The sequence below is a fragment of the Thiohalophilus thiocyanatoxydans genome, assembly GCF_004366735.1.
Classification (GTDB): domain Bacteria; phylum Pseudomonadota; class Gammaproteobacteria; order UBA6429; family Thiohalophilaceae; genus Thiohalophilus; species Thiohalophilus thiocyanatoxydans.
In genome coordinates, this window is the sequence record NZ_SOQX01000002.1 from 657,180 (window position 1) to 673,394 (window position 16,215).

14 protein-coding genes are annotated in these 16,215 nt (G+C 59.0%); 1 reads left to right on the forward strand and 13 read right to left on the reverse strand.

Annotated elements, in window-relative coordinates; translation table 11 throughout:
• Positions 1 to 24 precede the first annotated feature (24 nt).
• From prfB to alaC, 6 genes are all read right to left on the reverse strand, one after another.
• Positions 25 to 1,123 (reverse strand): peptide chain release factor 2 gene (prfB, locus tag EDC23_RS06860; protein ID WP_134082407.1). Its coding sequence is split into 2 segments (ribosomal slippage): positions 25 to 1,047 and positions 1,049 to 1,123, totalling 1,098 coding nucleotides; the frame shifts between segments, so codons are not numbered across the junction.
• Positions 1,124 to 1,193: 70 nt separating this feature from the next.
• Positions 1,194 to 2,933, reverse strand: coding sequence for a single-stranded-DNA-specific exonuclease RecJ (gene recJ, locus EDC23_RS06865; protein WP_134082410.1), 1,740 nt, complete (start codon positions 2,931 to 2,933; stop codon positions 1,194 to 1,196).
• A complete protein-coding gene (locus EDC23_RS06870) occupies positions 2,923 to 3,972 on the reverse strand; it encodes a hypothetical protein (RefSeq protein ID WP_134082412.1) in 1,050 nt (349 codons plus the stop codon). Before EDC23_RS06870 ends, recJ begins: the two co-directional genes overlap by 11 nt.
• 116 nt (positions 3,973 to 4,088) lie before the next feature.
• Complete coding sequence (gene thrC, locus EDC23_RS06875; protein WP_134082415.1) at positions 4,089 to 5,165, reverse strand: threonine synthase; 1,077 nt, start codon at positions 5,163 to 5,165, stop codon at positions 4,089 to 4,091.
• A 216-nt stretch (positions 5,166 to 5,381) separates the two neighbouring features.
• Positions 5,382 to 6,695, reverse strand: a complete 1,314-nt coding sequence (locus EDC23_RS06880) for a homoserine dehydrogenase (protein ID WP_134082418.1) — start codon at positions 6,693 to 6,695, stop codon at positions 5,382 to 5,384.
• Between the two features lie 18 nt (positions 6,696 to 6,713).
• On the reverse strand, positions 6,714 to 7,922 hold the full coding sequence (gene alaC / locus EDC23_RS06885) for an alanine transaminase (protein ID WP_134082421.1): 1,209 nt from the start codon (positions 7,920 to 7,922) through the stop codon (positions 6,714 to 6,716).
• A 217-nt stretch (positions 7,923 to 8,139) separates the two neighbouring features.
• Here alaC and EDC23_RS06890 point away from each other — a divergent pair, with 217 nt between their 5' ends.
• Positions 8,140 to 8,565 carry an Mth938-like domain-containing protein gene (locus EDC23_RS06890; protein WP_134082424.1) on the forward strand — a complete coding sequence of 142 codons (426 nt, stop codon included), beginning with the start codon at positions 8,140 to 8,142 and terminating at the stop codon, positions 8,563 to 8,565.
• Between the two features lie 350 nt (positions 8,566 to 8,915).
• On the opposite strand, the gene EDC23_RS06895 is transcribed toward EDC23_RS06890, so the two are convergent.
• The 7 genes from EDC23_RS06895 to EDC23_RS06925 all read right to left on the reverse strand — a co-directional run bounded on the left by EDC23_RS06895 (position 8,916) and on the right by EDC23_RS06925 (position 15,847).
• The gene (locus EDC23_RS06895; protein WP_134082427.1) at positions 8,916 to 12,065 is read right to left on the reverse strand and encodes an efflux RND transporter permease subunit; all 3,150 of its coding nucleotides are present in this window, start codon (positions 12,063 to 12,065) and stop codon (positions 8,916 to 8,918) included.
• A 3-nt stretch (positions 12,066 to 12,068) separates the two neighbouring features.
• A complete protein-coding gene (locus EDC23_RS06900; protein ID WP_134082429.1) occupies positions 12,069 to 13,187 on the reverse strand; it encodes an efflux RND transporter periplasmic adaptor subunit in 1,119 nt (372 codons plus the stop codon).
• A 181-nt stretch (positions 13,188 to 13,368) separates the two neighbouring features.
• Positions 13,369 to 14,151 carry a hypothetical protein gene (locus EDC23_RS06905; protein WP_134082432.1) on the reverse strand — a complete coding sequence of 261 codons (783 nt, stop codon included), beginning with the start codon at positions 14,149 to 14,151 and terminating at the stop codon, positions 13,369 to 13,371.
• 10 nt (positions 14,152 to 14,161) lie between these two features.
• Complete coding sequence (locus EDC23_RS06910; RefSeq protein WP_208321303.1) at positions 14,162 to 14,623, reverse strand: hypothetical protein; 462 nt, start codon at positions 14,621 to 14,623, stop codon at positions 14,162 to 14,164.
• A 26-nt stretch (positions 14,624 to 14,649) separates the two neighbouring features.
• Positions 14,650 to 15,114: a YiiD C-terminal domain-containing protein gene (locus EDC23_RS06915; RefSeq protein WP_134082438.1), complete on the reverse strand. Its 465-nt coding sequence runs from the start codon at positions 15,112 to 15,114 to the stop codon at positions 14,650 to 14,652.
• A gap of 228 nt (positions 15,115 to 15,342) precedes the next feature.
• Complete coding sequence (locus EDC23_RS06920) at positions 15,343 to 15,591, reverse strand: BrnA antitoxin family protein (protein WP_134082441.1); 249 nt, start codon at positions 15,589 to 15,591, stop codon at positions 15,343 to 15,345.
• On the reverse strand, positions 15,575 to 15,847 hold the full coding sequence (locus EDC23_RS06925) for a BrnT family toxin (RefSeq protein ID WP_134082443.1): 273 nt from the start codon (positions 15,845 to 15,847) through the stop codon (positions 15,575 to 15,577). Before EDC23_RS06925 ends, EDC23_RS06920 begins: the two co-directional genes overlap by 17 nt.
• Positions 15,848 to 16,215 lie beyond the last annotated feature (368 nt).

Sequence of the window (16,215 nt, forward strand, 5' to 3'; positions counted from 1 at the left end):
TAACTCGTCCCTCGGCCCTGTTATTTATAAGCCACTTTTCAGACTGGCCTCGACGAACTGGTTCAGATCGCCGTCGAGCACGGCCTGGGTGTTGCTGGATTCGACGCCGGTGCGCAGGTCTTTGATGCGGGACTGGTCCAGGACGTAGGAGCGGATCTGGCTGCCCCAGCCGATGTCGGACTTGGACTCTTCCAGCACCTGTTTTTCGGCATTCTGTTTTTGCAGCTCCATCTCGTACAACTTCGCCCTGAGCTGGTTCATCGCGTGATCCTTGTTCTGGTGCTGGGAGCGTCCGCTCTGGCACTGGACGACGATGCCGGTCGGTTCGTGGGTGATGCGCACCGCCGAGTCGGTCCGGTTGACGTGCTGGCCACCGGCACCGGAGGCGCGGTAGGTATCGATACGCAGATCGGAGGGGTTGATATCGACCTCGATCGACTCATCCACTTCCGGATAAACGAATACCGAGGCAAACGAGGTGTGGCGACGATTGCCCGAATCAAACGGCGACTTGCGCACCAGGCGGTGCACGCCGGTTTCGGTGCGCAGCCAGCCGTAGGCGTATTCGCCGCTGAACTTGACGGTAGCGCTTTTGATGCCGGCCACATCGCCTTCGGAGACTTCGATCAGTTCGGTGGTAAAACCGGCGTTCTCGCCCCAGCGCAGGTACATGCGCAGCAGGATGTTGGCCCAGTCCTGCGCCTCGGTGCCACCGGAGCCGGCCTGGATATCGATAAAGGCGTTCTTGGCGTCCATCGGCCCGGAGAACATGCGCTGGAACTCCAGCCGTTCGAGATGTTTCTCCTGCTCGTCCAGATCCGCGACAACCGCATTGACCGTGGCTTCATCCTGTTCCTCAATGGCCATCTCCAGCAGTTCGCCGGCCTCGTTGAGATGCTGGCTCAGGTCGGTGATGGTCTCGACGATCTTTTCCAGATGCGCCCGCTCGCGGCCCAGTTCCTGGGCATGCTCGGGATTGTTCCAGATAGCCGGGTCTTCGAGCTCCCGGGTGACCTCAGTCAGCCGTTCCTGTTTGGTATCGAAGTCAAAGATACCCCCTCAGGGCTTCGAGTCGCCCTTGCATGTCCTTGATACGGGTCTGGATTGCGTTGACTTCCAACATATTGATAAACCACCGGAAAATGTGAAGCGCGTATGATACACGAATTCCCTGGCCTAAGCGATGGAGGGATCTACGCGATGGGACGCAGATAGCGCACCAGCAGTTGCAGGCTGCGCTGGCCGCGGTACTCGTTGACGTCCAGCTGATAGACCAGCTCGACCCGGCTGACCTCGGCCGGCCAGTCGTGATCCACGTGGTTGAAGGCGATGGCGTCGAACACCCGCTCCGGGGCCCCGGGATGGCGCAGCACCATTTTCAGATGATGCTCGCCGACGATACGCCGCTGCACCAGCTCGAACTCGCCATCGAACAGCGGCTCCTCGAAACCCTGCCCCCAGGGGCCCGCCTGGCGGATCGCCTCGGCCAGCTCCAGAGTCATCTCCTCGGCCGCCAGCGGCCCGTCACTGAAATGCTCGCCGCACAGCTCGGCTTCATCGAGATGGCGACGCACCTCCGTATCGAAGGCCTCGGCAAAGGTCTCAAAGTGTTCGCGCGGCAGACTCAGCCCGGCGGCCATGGCGTGGCCGCCGAACTTGCTGATCAGATCGGGATGGCGGGTGGCGACCGCATCCAGGGCATCGCGAATGTGCAGGCCGCGCACCGAGCGGGCCGAGCCCTTGATCGCGCCGTTGGCGGTGGCGGCGAAGGCGATGACCGGGCGATGGACCTGCTCCTTGACCCGCGAGGCGAGGATCCCGACCACCCCTTCGTGCCAGTTCTCATCGAACAGGCAGAGCCCGTGCGGCAGGTTCGCCTCATCCAGCTGCATGTTATCCAGCAGCTGCAGGGCATCCTGCTTCATCTCCGCCTCGACACCGCGGCGCTCGCGATTCAGGTTATCCAGTTGTTGCGCCAGCTCACGGGCTTTTTGTTCGTTCTCGGCCAACAGACATTCGATCCCGTGCGACATGTCATCCATGCGCCCGGCCGCGTTGAGTCGCGGGGCGATGAAAAAACCGATATCACTGGCACTCAGTCGTTCGGCCGTGCGCCCGGCCACCTCGATCAGGGCGCGGATCCCGGGCCGCGCCTGACCGGCACGCATGCGCGACAACCCCTGCGCGACCAGGATGCGGTTGTTGCGATCCAGCGGTACCAGATCGGCCACCGTACCCAGCGCGACCAGATCCAGGTATTGCGCCAGATTGGGCTGCTCGAGGCCCTGTTGTTCGAACCAGTTCATCTCCCGCAAGCGCGCCCGCAAGGCCATCAACAGATAGAACATCACCCCGACCCCGGGCAGTGCCTTGCTGGGAAAGCGGTCGTCCGGCTGGTTGGGATTGAGGATCGCCTCGGCCGCCGGCAACTGTTCCCCGGCCAGATGGTGATCGGTGATCAACACCTTGATGCCCTGCGCGTTGGCCGCCTCCACCCCGGCAAGACTGGCGATGCCGTTGTCCACGGTGATAATCAGATCCGGCCGGTACTCACGTGCCACCTCGACGATCTCGGGGGTGAGGCCGTAACCGAACTTGAAGCGGTTGGGGACCAGATAATCGATCTGTTTGAGGCCCATCGCCTGCAACGCGGCGACGGCCAGTGCGGTGCTGGTCGCCCCGTCGGCATCGAAGTCACCGACGATCAACACCCGTTGCTGTTGTTGCAGTGCCGCGATCAACAGATCGACGGCACGATCGATGTCCCGCAGCTGTTGATAGGGCAACAGCTTTTGCAGCTCGTATTGCAGCTCATCGGCATCACGCACCGCCCGCGCGGCAAACACTCGCGCCAGAACCGGATGCAGATCATCGGCCAACTGCGGCATCTCATCCGGCAACGAACGGCGCCGGATATGCTGATCAAACCCCATCGCTTACCCACCTGGCCAACGGCCGACGACGGCGCCACCAGCGGCGTAACGTATGTCTGGTTAATTGATAGCGTTTGCCATCTGCGGGTAACAGCGTCAGGCGTTGATAACGGTTTTGCTGCAGCCCCGCCAGCAACGGTTGCAGCCACAAAGCCTGGAACTGTTGCACGGCCGCCACCCAGGCGAAGGGATCCTGCTCGCGTAACGGTTGAAGGCAATCCTCGATGTGGAACAACACTTCGCCCTCGCAATCCTGCAGCAACGTCTCGACCGATTCGGGCAAATCGTCGCTGGCGACATCATGAAAGCGGGCCAGCGCATCCAGCAGCCAGTCGTCGGTATAGATCTGTTGCCAGTGCACGGAAGATTGTTCAGGCTGATGGCCTCCGCCCCACAACCACAGGCTGTTGACAGTCAGACGCCCTTCGGCCTCGCGCTGCTGATTGACCGGGTGATCGTAAAGCAGCATCTGAACCTCGTTCATCAATCGACGCCACTCGGCGGCCGAGTTACCGCGCGGCAGATGGGGATCGATATCCTGCAGAAGGAGTGACGGCAAGGGTGAGGTCTGAAGTTCGGGGGCGGTGGATAAACTCAGATACCAGTGATGGGGCTGGCCCATGACCAGCTGCAAACCGTCCTGGTGAAGATGTTGATTGATACTCTCGACAAGCTGTTGCGCCTCATCCGCATCCAGGCGCAATGCCTGATGCGCGCGTAACACCGCGCTGGTCATATCCGCCTGCAGATGCACCGGATCGGCCCGCAGGCAGAAGTTGTCCAGTTGCAGCTGCTGCACCGACTGGCAAATGGCCGCCGCGGGATAATCGCCGGTTGAATCGGGCTCGATACCGAACAGCTGAAACAGCCCGGCGTACGCATCACGAATCGGATCGGGGGTTATATCGGCGCGGGACAGTGCCTTTTCCAGCGAAGTGAAGTCCGGCAAGTCAGCAGACGACAATTGTGACAGTATCGGCTGCGGCCCCAGCAGGCCGGGCACAAAGACGGTAAGATCAAGTCGTGAGTCGTCAGTCATAAGTCCTGAATCTCAAGTCGCAAGTCGCAAGTCTGAAACCCGGGACGGCAGTCGATTTCAGACTTCCGATTTCCGATTGATAACTGCCGACTGTCAACTGCCCTCTGCCAACTTTCTTATTCCATATTCGCCAGAATCGCCTTCTTGACCTCGTCCAGCGTGGCATCGACGGCCTGGACCGCCGTGCTCTGCTGGATGGCGATATCCGGATCCTTCAGACCGTGACCGGTCAGGGTGCAGACGATCTTGCTGCCCTCGGGGATCTTGCCGCTTTGAATATCCCGCATGGCCCCGGCCAGTGAGGTGGCGGAAGCCGGTTCGCAGAACACGCCCTCTTTTTCGGCCAGCAGTTTTTGCGCGGCCAGGATCTCGTCGTCGGAACATTCGTCGAACCAGCCTTTGGACTCTTCATGAACTTTCCAGGCCTTGTCCCAGCTTTGCGGATGGCCGATGCGAATCGCGGTGGCGACGGTGTCGGGATCGTCGACCATCTTGCCGCGCATAAAGGGCGCCGAGCCGCTGGCCTGATAACCGACCATGCGCGGCAGCGTGTTGACGATGCCGTTTTCGTGATACTCGCTGTAGCCCATCCAGTGCGCGGTGATGTTGCCGGCGTTGCCCACCGGAATGCAGTGGAAGTCCGGCACGCTGCCCAGCTCTTCGACGATTTCAAACGCGGCGGTCTTCTGCCCCTGCAGCCGATAGGGGTTGATGGAGTTGACGATGGTCACCGGTGCCTCGGCACCGACTTCCTTGACCAGCTGCATGCCTTCATCGAAGTTGCCCTTGATCTGGATAACCGTGGCGCCGTGCATCATCGCCTGGGCCAGCTTGCCCAGGGCGATCTTGCCGTCGGGGATCAACACAAACGCGGTAATCCCGGCGCGCGCGGCATAGGCCGCCGCCGAAGCCGATGTGTTGCCGGTGGAGGCACAGATGATCGCCTTGCTGCCCTCTTCCACCGCCTTGGTCACCGCCATGGTCATGCCACGATCCTTGAACGATCCGGTGGGGTTTAACCCTTCGTACTTGACGTAGATATCGATGTCCTTGCCCAGCACCCGGGGGATGTTGTTCAGGCGAATCAGCGGTGTATTGCCCTCGCCCAGGCTGATGATACGGGTGTCATCATGCACCGGCAGGCGGTCGCGGTACTTGTCAATCAAACCGGTATAACGGGTACGAAATGGCATGGTTTCATTTCTCCAGGGTTTTAAATTTTTACCGCAGAGACGCAGAGGACTCAGAGTTATAATTGATCTTGTATTGTGGGAGGCGATTTTATCGGCGACTGGCCTGGCGTTAAGCAAAAAGTCACGGCTGCCCCCCACATAAACTTGTAACAGTTATAAACTTATTAATCTCTGCGCTCTCTGCGTCTCTGCGGTAAATTTATATATTTCAATTCTCTAAGCCTTGAGCGATTCGACGCGGATGCGGGTAACGTCGCCGTGAATTGATTTCATGGCTTCGATCTTTTCGATCGCCTCGTTCATTTTACTCTCGCGCACCACGTGGGTCAGCAGGATGACGTTGGCCTTGTCGGAGCCTTCGGTCGGCTCTTTCTGGATGATCGCCTCGATGCTGATGTCGCGATCGCCCAGGATGCGGGTCACTTCGGCCAGCACGCCGGGTTTGTCCTCGGCCTGCATGCGCAGGTAGTAGGCGGTTTCGACTGCCTCCATGTCCAGGATCGGCAGATCGCTGATGGCATCGGGCTGGAAGGCCAGGTGCGGAACGCGGTTTTCGGGATCGGAGGTCAGTACCCGCGCTACGTCGACCAGATCGGCGACCACCGCCGAGGCGGTGGGTTCGTCGCCCGCGCCGGCACCGTAATATAAAGTGGGTCCGACGGCGTCGCCCATCACCAGCACGGCGTTCATCACCCCATCCACGTTGGCAATCAGGCGGCGCTCGGGGATCAGGGTCGGGTGCACGCGCAGCTCCACACCCTTGTCGGTGCGGCGGGTCAGGCCCAGATGCTTGATGCGATAGCCCAGCTCTTCGGCGTAGGCGACATCCTCGCGAGTGATATTACTGATGCCCTCGGTGTAGGTCGCTTCGAACTGCAAGGGGATACCGAAGGCGATCGAGGAGAGAATGGTCAGCTTGTGGGCCGCGTCGATGCCTTCCACATCGAAGGTGGGATCGGCCTCGGCATAGCCCAGTTCCTGGGCTTCTTTGAGCACGTCCTCGAATTCACGGCCCTTGTCGCGCATCTCGGTCAGAATAAAGTTGCCGGTGCCGTTGATAATGCCGGCCAGCCACTGGATCTGGTTGCCGGCCAGCCCTTCGCGGATCGCCTTTATAATAGGAATACCGCCGGCCACCGCCGCCTCGAAGGCGACCATGACGCCTTTTTTCTGCGCGGCAGCGAAGATTTCGTTGCCGTGCTTGGCGATCAGCGCCTTGTTGGCGGTGACCACGTGCTTGCCCTGCTCGATCGCCTGCATGACCAGGTCTTTTGCCAGGCCGTCGCCGCCAATCAGTTCGATCACGATCTGGATATCGGGATTGCTGACCACGTCCTGCGGATCGGTGGTGAGCGTAATGCCGGTGGTGTCACAAATGCGCGGCTTGTCCAGATCCCGGGCGGCGGCATGGGTGATGCGAATACCGCGCCCGGCGCGGCGTTCGATCTCCTCGGCATTGCGCCGCAATACATTCACGGTCCCGCCGCCGACGGTGCCCAATCCCAATAATCCTGCTTTAACCGGTTCCACTGACTTGCTTCCTCTTGATTATTTGCCGGCCTGCTTTTTGAGATCCTTTGGATCCTTGCGCAGCATGTCCCGGATGCCCCGAATCGCCTGCCGGGTACGGTGTTCGTTTTCGATCAGCCCGAAGCGGACATGATCGTCGCCGTAGTCACCGAAGCCGATGCCGGGCGACGCCGCGACCTTGGCTTCCTGTAACAGTAATTTTGAAAATTCCAGTGAGCCGATGTCTTTATATTCTTCGGGTATCGGCGCCCAGACAAACATGGTGCCTTTGGGTTTTTCGATCTCCCAGCCCACGGATTTGAGCCCGTCGCACAACACATCGCGGCGCGAGCGATAACGCTCCACAATTTCGGTCACGCAATCCTGCGGCCCTTCCAGCGCGGTGATCGACGCCACCTGAATGGGCGTGAACATGCCGTAGTCGAGATAGGATTTCATCCGCGCCAGCGCCGCCACCAGGCTCGGGTTGCCGACCATGAAGCCGACCCGCCAGCCGGGCATGTTGTAACTCTTGGAGAGGGAGTAGAACTCCACCGCCACATCCTTGGCCCCGTTGACCTGCAGGATCGACGGCGCCTTGTAGCCGTCGAAAACGATGTCGGCATAGGCGATATCGTGCACCACCCAGATCTGGTGCTCGCGGGCGATATCGACCACTTTCTGGAAAAACTCGAGATCCACACACTGGGTGGTCGGGTTGCCGGGGAAGTTCAGCACCAGCATCTTGGGCTTGGGCCAGGAGTCCTTGATCGCCTTCTCCAGCCCCTCGAAAAAGTCGATTCCCGGCACCAGCGGCACATGGCGAATATCGGCCCCGGCGATGATGAAGCCGTAGGGATGGATGGGATAGGCCGGATTGGGGACCAGGACCGCGTCGCCCGGGCCGACCGTGGCCAGCGCCAGATGGGCCAGTCCCTCTTTGGAACCGATGGTGACGATCGCCTCGGATTCGGGATCCAGCTCTACGTCGAAACGCTGCTGGTACCAGCGGCAGATGGCCCGGCGCAGGCGCGGCACGCCGCGCGACAGGGAGTAGCGATGGGTATCGGGGCGCTGGGCCACCTCGACCAGCTTGTCGACGATGTGCTGCGGGGTCGGCTGATCGGGATTGCCCATGCCGAAGTCGATAATATCCTCGCCACGCGCCCGGGCCGCGGCCTTCAATTCACCAACAATATTAAAGACATACGGCGGCAGCCGTTTGATTCTCGGAAAATCGTCTATCAAGTGGGCAGTCCGATCAGAAAAAGGGTTAATCACCCGGGGCACGCACGCCAGCCCCGTCTCGTCGCAAAGCGGGTAACATTAACGGGTTCGCCGGTAGACTGTCAATGTTCCCGTAAATTTCAGGGACTTAGCCCACGATCGGACAACGGACTTGACGCCGCGCCCGCCCCTGAACGAAGCTGTCGCCGCAAGCCTACTGGCCTTAACAGGAATCCGGATGAAATTCAGTCTCGAACAGGTCGGCGGACTCACCATCCGCGCTTATGATACCGGGCAGGTTACCGTGGTCATTCCGCCGTGGCATCCCCTGCGCGGGGTGGTGAATATCGAGCAGGATGACGAAGGTAACGCCGAATTCAACGACAGCTTCATCATCAGCCGCGAACATCTCACCGCTGACTGGGTCCCGCAAACCTACGACGAACTGCAACCCGAACACCTCACCACCCTGCTCGCCTACGAACCGGAACTGATCCTGCTGGGCACCGGCGCGCAACTGCGCTTTCCCAACGGCGAGACCATGGCGCGGATCCAGGAAGCCGGCGTCGGTCTGGAAGTGATGGACACCGCCGCCGCCTGCCGAACCTTTAACATCCTGGTGGCCGAAGGGCGTAACGTCGTTGCAGCGTTGATGATGATCTGAGCTTTTTTCGATTCTCTGGAAATATAACGCGGAGAACGCAAAGGCGCGGAGAACGCAAAGGCGCGGAGAACGCAAAGAAAAAGAAAATTATTTAATCCACCTTAATATTCATCGTGCCAGTAACGTACAGAGCATGAGGAAAGTTTTATATCCCTGCGCCTATAAATAGCACCTAAATAGGTGTTCCGAATACCAGTCCAGAGAGATTGCTTCGTCACGTTGTTCCTCGCAATGACCTCTCTATTTTTGGTCATTGCGAGCGAAGCGAAGCAATCTTTTGAACATAGTGTTCTGGTAATCGGAACACCTATTTAGCCCCTTAAATGCGTCTCCGCGTTGAAAATAATCTATCAAGCCACTTTTTGCCGACGTCCCTCGACGATCTTGAGAACGGTAACGGTCAACGCCGGGAGGAAGGTGAGTGTGACCAGCGCGGTGCCCATCAGGCCGAACATGACGATCACGCCGACGCCGCGATAGAGTTCGGTGCCGGCGCCGGGCAAAAAGACCAGCGGCGCGAGACCGACGACGGTGGTCAGGGTGGACATGGCGATCGGGCGCAGGCGGGTTTCCACTGCATCGGCGACCGCTTCACGCGCGGCCATCCCCTCCTCGCGCAGATTGACGATCGACTGATGCACGATCAGGATCGGATTGTTAACCACCGTCCCCATCAGGATCAAAAAGCCGAGCATGGCAATCATGTCAAACGGCAGGCTCAGGGCCGACAGGCCGATTAACGGGAAGCCGCTGCCGATGAAATTGAACAGCCACAAACCGAAGATGCCGCCGCTGACACCCAGCGGGATCGTGGTCATGATCAGCAACGGATAACCCCAGTGGGTGAAGATCGCCACCAGCAACAGATAAATAATCACCACCGCCACAATGTAGTTGGCGGTTAATGCTTCGCGTGTCGCGTCCAGTTCATCGCTGGCGCCGGAGATGGCCAGACCGATATTCGAGGGTATCTCACCCGCATCGCGCAGATGCTGCACCAGATCGTCACGTACCCGTTGTACTCCGGTCTCCAGCGCCACATCATCCGGTGGAATGATATTCAGGGTCACGGTCCGTCGGCCGTTGAGCCGCCGGATATTGTTGGTATCCACCGTCTCGACGATCTCGGCGACAGAGGAAAACGGCAGGATCGCGCCGACCGGCGTGTAGATCTGTTTTTGGTCCAGGCTGTCCAGGCTGGCGTTAACGCCATCCTTGCTGTACAGGTACATGTCGATCTTGTCATCGTCCAGGAAAAACTCGCTGACAAACGCGCCGTCGGTCAACGCGGAGACCGTATAGCCCAGTTCCTGGGTGGTCATGCCCACTTCGGTGGCCCGTTCCCACTTGGGTCGGATCTCCACCAGCGGCTGGGAGAGTGACAGGGTCGAGGGATTAGCACGCAGGCGTGGCGAGTCGAATATCTCATCGGCCCGTTTATAGGCCTTGTTGGCCACCTTGTAAACCGAGGCGAGATCGGGACCGGAGATATCCAGGTTCACGCTGCGCGTGCCCCCGGAGTTGCTGGTGATGATCGAGCCGCGGGTGACAAACGGCCGCATGGCCGGATACTCGTTATATTTGGCGTCGATCGCGTCCATCAAGGGTTTGATGTGTGACGCTTTTTTCGGCTGGGTGATGATCCGGATACCCGAAGGCTGGATGCTCAGGTTCAGGTATTCCATCGCCGGCACCTCGGTCTCGCCGTTCTCATATTGCTCCGGCGAATGATCCAGAAACGGCAGAAAATAGTCCTGCAGTTCAAAACCGATCCGACTCATGATCTCCAGATTATAGCCCGGCGGTGAACTGAGCGAGGCGAAGGTCTTGGGTTCCTCGCCTTCGGGTAGATACTCGCCCGGCGGGGTCAGTATCAGATAGATACCGAGACTGACGATCAGGGTCACGGCAATCACCCGTGCCCGCTGGCCGGGCTCGCCGATCCGCCGCCCGACCGAATCGAGCACCCACTGGCGCAGGTGGCGCACACTTTGTGTGACGCTGCGCCGGCTGTCGCCCAGATGCAGGCGGGCCGCCGCCGCGGGGATGACCGTGATCGCCACCAGCATGGAGGCGAGGATCGAGGCAGAGATGGCAATCGCAATATCCGAATAGAGCTGCCCCGCCTCCTCTTTAATAAACAGAATCGGCAGAAACACCATGACCGTGGTCAGCGTGGAGGCCAGCACCGCCGGCCACACCTTCTGCACGCCGGTGATCGCCGCCTTGAGCCGATCCAGGCCGCGCCGGCGCTCGTGCTCGATGCTCTCCAGCACCACGATGCTGTTATCCAGTGTCATGCCGATCGCAAAGGCAATGCCGGCCAGGGAAATCACATTGATGGTGCGGCCGGTCAGCTGCAGACCGATAAACGCCGCAATCGTACATAATGGAATCCCTATAACCCCGACCAGGGTCGCTCTACCGGAACGCAAAAACAGGTACATCACCGCACAGGCCAACAACGCCCCGAGTGCGAGATTGGTCCAGACATTGCGCAGTGATGACTGCACATAGGCGGCATCATCGGCCACCAGGCGCATTTTCATGCCGGCCGGTTTGAGCACCTCGCGGTTGATGCTCGCCATCTGTTCCAGCATGCCTTCCTTGATCTCGATGACATTGGAACCCGGCTGGCGGCGGACCGACATGCCGATCACCGGTTTACCGTCGGTATAGGAGAGCCGACTGAGCTTGTAGTGATCCAGTTGCAGCGTGGCCACATCCCCCAGACGAATGATCGCATCGCCGCGCCGATCGAGAATCAGCTCGCGCATCGCTTCCAGGTCGGCAAAGCGGCCGATGGTGCGCAACAGATAGCGACGTTTTCCCGATTCCAGCTCACCGCCGGAGACATCCCGGTTACGCGCGCGTATGGCATCGCGTACCTGGGCGATGGTGATATCCCGCTCGGCCAGTTTGGCCGGATCGAGCAGGATCTGGATCTGGCGCTCCGCCCCGCCGTAGACATTGACCATGGAGACACCCGGTACGGTTTCCATGCGGGGTCGCACATTGTCATCCACGTAATCCTGCATCATCACCATGTCGAGATTGCGCGGATTACCGTCCAGCGGCATGACACGGAAGTACATAAAGGAGTTACTGGAGAACGATGAGGCATAGATGCGCGGCTCATCCACGTTCTCGGGGTAGGAGGGCACCTGCGACAGGGCGTTGTTGATCTCAATCAGGGTTTCATTAAGATCGATACCGAAGGGAAATTCCAGCTCGATCGAGGCCTGACCGAACGAGGCGGAGGAGGTGAGGCGCTCCAGCCCCGGCACGCTGCGCAGGTACTCTTCCTGTTCGATGATGATCTCTTTTTCCACATCCTGCGGCGTTGCACCCGGCCAGGATGTGCGAATGGTAATGGTACGGACCTCCAGATCCGGAATCATCTGCACGGGGATCCGCATGGCCGCCACCACGCCCAGCACCGCCACAATCAGCACGGCCACGGTAATCAGGGTACCGCGCTGGATCATCGAGTGGAACATGCTTTAGTCTTCCCCGTCCCGTTGTTCGATGCGCACGGTCTGATCGGCTTCCAGCGCCTCATTGCCCTCAACCACCACGGTATCGTCGGCCTCAATCCCCTCGCGGATCTCGATCAACCCGTCGAAACCCTGGCCGGTGGTCACCTTGCGCTCGATCGCCTGAAACTCGTCGTCGTCGCGCTCACGAACTACCCAGACGGTGACCCGCCCGTCCGGATAACGCAGCACGGCATCGCGCGAGACCACAATCCCCCGGCGCCCGCCGGAGACCTGCAGCAGGCCGTTGACCGACATGCCCGGGATAATATCTGCATCGATCGAATCGAACAGCACGCGCAGCATGAAGGTCCGGGCACTGCGATCGTTGACCGGCACCACCGCATCGATCTGCCCCTCGAACTGCCGCTCGGACAGGGCGTCCAGCGTCAGGGTGATCCGACTGTTATCATCAATGAAGGGATAGAAGGCCTGGGGTACCGAAAAATCGGCATGCAGCGTGTCCAGTCCGACCAGCTCCAGCACCGTGGTACCGGGGTCGACCCACTCGCCCTCTTCGGTCAGCTTGTCGCTGATCACCCCGTTAAACGGCGCCCGCACCACATGGCGCGCGAAACGGGCCTCCTGACGCTGCTCCTCGGCCTCCTGACGCTTCAGCGCGGCGGCCTTGATTTCGACTTCCGCCTTGCGCAGCTGGATCTCGTTTTCCGAGATGCTGCTCTGTTTGCGCAGGCGTTGCGCGTCCTGGTAGCGACGCCGGGCATCACTCAGCTCGGCGCGCAGCTGCTCGGTCTGCGCCTGGCTGGCCTGGTAGGCCCACTTGCCGATCTCGCTATCGAGCGCCAGCAACACATCCCCGGCTTCGACCCGATCGCCGAAATCCACTTTGATCGACTCCACCTGGCCACTGATCTCGGCCGACAGCCGCGAGACCTTGGCCGAGGTGACCGTACCACTGAGCGGCACCTGGCGAACGATCTCCGTCTCGCGCGCCTCCTCGACCACCACCGTCGGTGCCTCGGCAGCCCGCGTGGCTGTCAGATTCAGGAGCAACAGGATCGCCAGGGGCCATGCCCACAACCGGGGTCGAACACGCGCCGGCGGGGCGCGAAACAGATCGGGCATCCTCAAAACCTCGTTATTATTGTGGCTTACAGGCCGTTATTATAGCGGCACAGCCAAGCTGCCATGCAGCGGATTGGCGTGCAAGCAAATATAAAATATTAATAAATCTCCGACAGCGGAGGATTGGCGCGGTTCCTGTTAGCAGCAGGCGATAGCCACGATTCGCGCAAGTTAAACAAGACTAACAACGGTAATCCATTGGCCCTTGCGGTTCGAGAACGGAAAAATAGCCGGGTGAATCGCCTGTGGCAAAAATATGCTGGAAGGCTTCCCCGGTTGCGAAAGCATGGTGAGTCACCGTTGCCCGGTATTTTGCATCCGGCCACTCGATTGTCACCCATTGTTCGGTGTTATCAACCTGCCGGGTGTACGCGTCAGGAACCAGACTTTTATCCAGATCGACCAGCCGGGCCCCGGTAAACTTGCCATGTATCGATATTGCCAGCGGCCCCCACTCACGGTAGGTGTCCGACGGCCAGGCTCCGAGATTCAACACCGGAATCACCTCGCCGCTGCACCCCCAGCGGAACAGGGCGGCACCGGTAACTTCACGACGCTCGATTGAGTAACCGGCAAACTCGATACGGCCATGACCGTTACCCGAATCGACCCGTTTTACTCGCGGAAACAATAAATAGTAGTGTGTATCGAGATGGCCAAATAATGTTCGCAGCTCAGCCGGCTCTATCTGCTTCCATTTCTGATGATAACTGTCATCGGACAGTTTTTTATCGTTCGCTTTTTCCCATAACCGGTCAAGCGCGCGCTCATGCCCCTCATGGTTAACCGGGTAGCCGGCAGCAACATAGAGATCGCCGGTGGTCGTATGTTGCATGGCAGACTTGACAGTTGAGATCGGCCCATCCGCCCGCACAGTCGAAGTGACAGCCAGAAGCAACGAAGCCAGTACGCCGGCAAACCCGTTACTGCGACCAGGAATCAGTAAACGCAATTTCAATGACATTCCTGTCTCCTCAACCACGCACATGCCGGAGCAACAGCCAGATCCGTTTGCGGATATTGTTCACTCGCGTGCCCCAGCGGTAATTGCGGTTCTTCTCGACATAGGGAAACTTGATCTTCAGCTCGTTGATCTTGTCGTAGATCGACTCGATCAGTTCACCGGTCCGCTTGCCCGGCCAGGGCGCCAGATCCGTGCCCGCAAGGGATGAATAATTCTCGATCGGCTTTTTCTTGATGCTGTCAAAATTGAAGCCGCGATTGGCCAGTTTTTTATATTCCGTCACCGACAGCTTGTCGATCACCTCGCGCAACGGCACCCCGTCCTCGGCCACCAGATCCAGATAATGCAGATTATCCTTCAGCTCCGCGATCAACACCCGCTCATCCCCGCGCGCCCGCGCCTTCCAGGCACCAAACTCCTTCATCGCCGTCCCGGCCGAGGAGAGTGCCTTGAGAACCGTCGGAATGCTCATATCCATGGATCGTTCAATCCGCCCGTTCAGTTATTGTCACGACTTCCCTCCAAAGCGACAAACTCGCCGGCAAACCGCCCCGCCACCTGCCCGTTATATTCCAGCACCGAGTCCACAGCCACCCGGGCCTTCCCCCGGCGCGACAACATCCGCACAAACCGCGACCAGTCCGTCACCTGATCCACCGACGCCCGCGCCGTAAACGCCCCGTCAATCGGCAAATCATACTCCATCGTATTGCGCTGAATCACCAGCCGGCAGCTAAACCCCTCCGCCCGAAGCCGAAGATGCAACAACGCCCAGGCCGCCAGCGTCGCTAGCGCCGAGGCACTGCCCCCGAACACCGTCTCGCGATGATTGATATTCGGCCCCAGCGGCGCCCGCAACACCACCTCCTCCGGCCCCGCCGCAACCACCGACACCGCCATTGCTTTGGACAACGGAATGTGTTCGTGAAGGTAGTGTTCGAGTTCGTTCGGTTGCACTGACATTCATTGTTATGGCTTGATGTTCAATTAAGTTTTAATTTTGGAAATAGGTATACTCTCCCCGGAATTAGGTGCACTGTAGAACCCCTTTAGGATTCATTCAGTATTTCTTCGCGTTGCTCAGGTCATCCCTGCCTCCCGTGACAGAGCCACCCCGCGAGCAAAGCGAGTGTTTTGGGTGTTAGTACTTCCCTGTACGTCAGTCGCCTCCCACAGCCAGGAATGACGAATTTATACCGAATGTAATTCCTCACGAAGGACACGACGCAATGTTTCTTCGTCGAGCGTCCCGGTACTCTTGCGAAGATGCTCCCGTAAAGCCTCGTTAATCATGGTTTGATACCCCGAGCCGGACTCATCGGCCAGCTTGCGAAAAGTTTCAATCACATCATCATCCAGATAGATCGTGATGCGTGTTTTACCTTTCGGCTTTATCACCGGGCCACGTTTGGCTTTTTTAAAATCATATTCCTTTTTCATAAACTTCGATCTCTCTGCGAGTAGCGGGTCGGGCTGATATGAGACGTATCGTTTCGCCACGGTAGCTATACACAATAACTAAAACACGTCCGACAGCATCCTGCCCCATTGCGATATAACGATCTTCGCCCCCGGCATCCTCATCTTCCATAGAAAGGGCCAATGGATCGAACAAGACCGCTTCTGCGTCCGAGAAGCGGACCCCATGCTTCTTTAAATTCGCCTCAGCCTTGGCCGGATCCCAGATTACGTCCATATATTAAATATATACATACATTATACATATATCAAGGGGATATGATTTTGTCTGGTTTTCGAAATAAATACAGTAGCTTAGACACAACCTAGGATTTTAGTCCCGTCAGACGTCGCCGAGCATCGCAGAGGAAGGAGGATTAGCCCGAAGGGTGCGCGCATGGACGCGCGCACTCGCCAGTCGGCACAGGGATGTGCCGTCTGGCGAGCCCGACCGGAGCGAGAAGCGCAGGGAACCGGTTCAGCCATTGGATATGGCTGGACCGGCGGCGGCTTTCGGGCGTGTACGAGTCAGGGACATCGGTAACACTTTTGTCCAGGGACATGGGTTACACTTTGAGTGTCCAGTAAGGACAGCTTCTCCCTCGC

Bases quoted from the DNA above. Each gene is read 5' to 3' on its own strand.
- EDC23_RS06910 (WP_208321303.1), bottom strand. From the start codon at position 14,623: ATGAGCATTCCGACGGTTCTCAAGGCACTCTCCTCGGCCGGGACGGCG.
- EDC23_RS06895 (WP_134082427.1), bottom strand. From the start codon at position 12,065: ATGTTCCACTCGATGATCCAGCGCGGTACCCTGATTACCGTGGCCGTG.
- EDC23_RS06905 (WP_134082432.1), bottom strand. From the start codon at position 14,151: ATGTCATTGAAATTGCGTTTACTGATTCCTGGTCGCAGTAACGGGTTT.
- EDC23_RS06925 (WP_134082443.1), bottom strand. From the start codon at position 15,847: ATGGACGTAATCTGGGATCCGGCCAAGGCTGAGGCGAATTTAAAGAAG.
- EDC23_RS06870 (WP_134082412.1), bottom strand. From the start codon at position 3,972: ATGACTGACGACTCACGACTTGATCTTACCGTCTTTGTGCCCGGCCTG.
- EDC23_RS06890 (WP_134082424.1), top strand. From the start codon at position 8,140: ATGAAATTCAGTCTCGAACAGGTCGGCGGACTCACCATCCGCGCTTAT.
- recJ (WP_134082410.1), bottom strand. From the start codon at position 2,933: ATGGGGTTTGATCAGCATATCCGGCGCCGTTCGTTGCCGGATGAGATG.
- thrC (WP_134082415.1), bottom strand. From the start codon at position 5,165: ATGCCATTTCGTACCCGTTATACCGGTTTGATTGACAAGTACCGCGAC.
- EDC23_RS06900 (WP_134082429.1), bottom strand. From the start codon at position 13,187: ATGCCCGATCTGTTTCGCGCCCCGCCGGCGCGTGTTCGACCCCGGTTG.
- EDC23_RS06915 (WP_134082438.1), bottom strand. From the start codon at position 15,114: ATGTCAGTGCAACCGAACGAACTCGAACACTACCTTCACGAACACATT.
- EDC23_RS06920 (WP_134082441.1), bottom strand. From the start codon at position 15,591: ATGAAAAAGGAATATGATTTTAAAAAAGCCAAACGTGGCCCGGTGATA.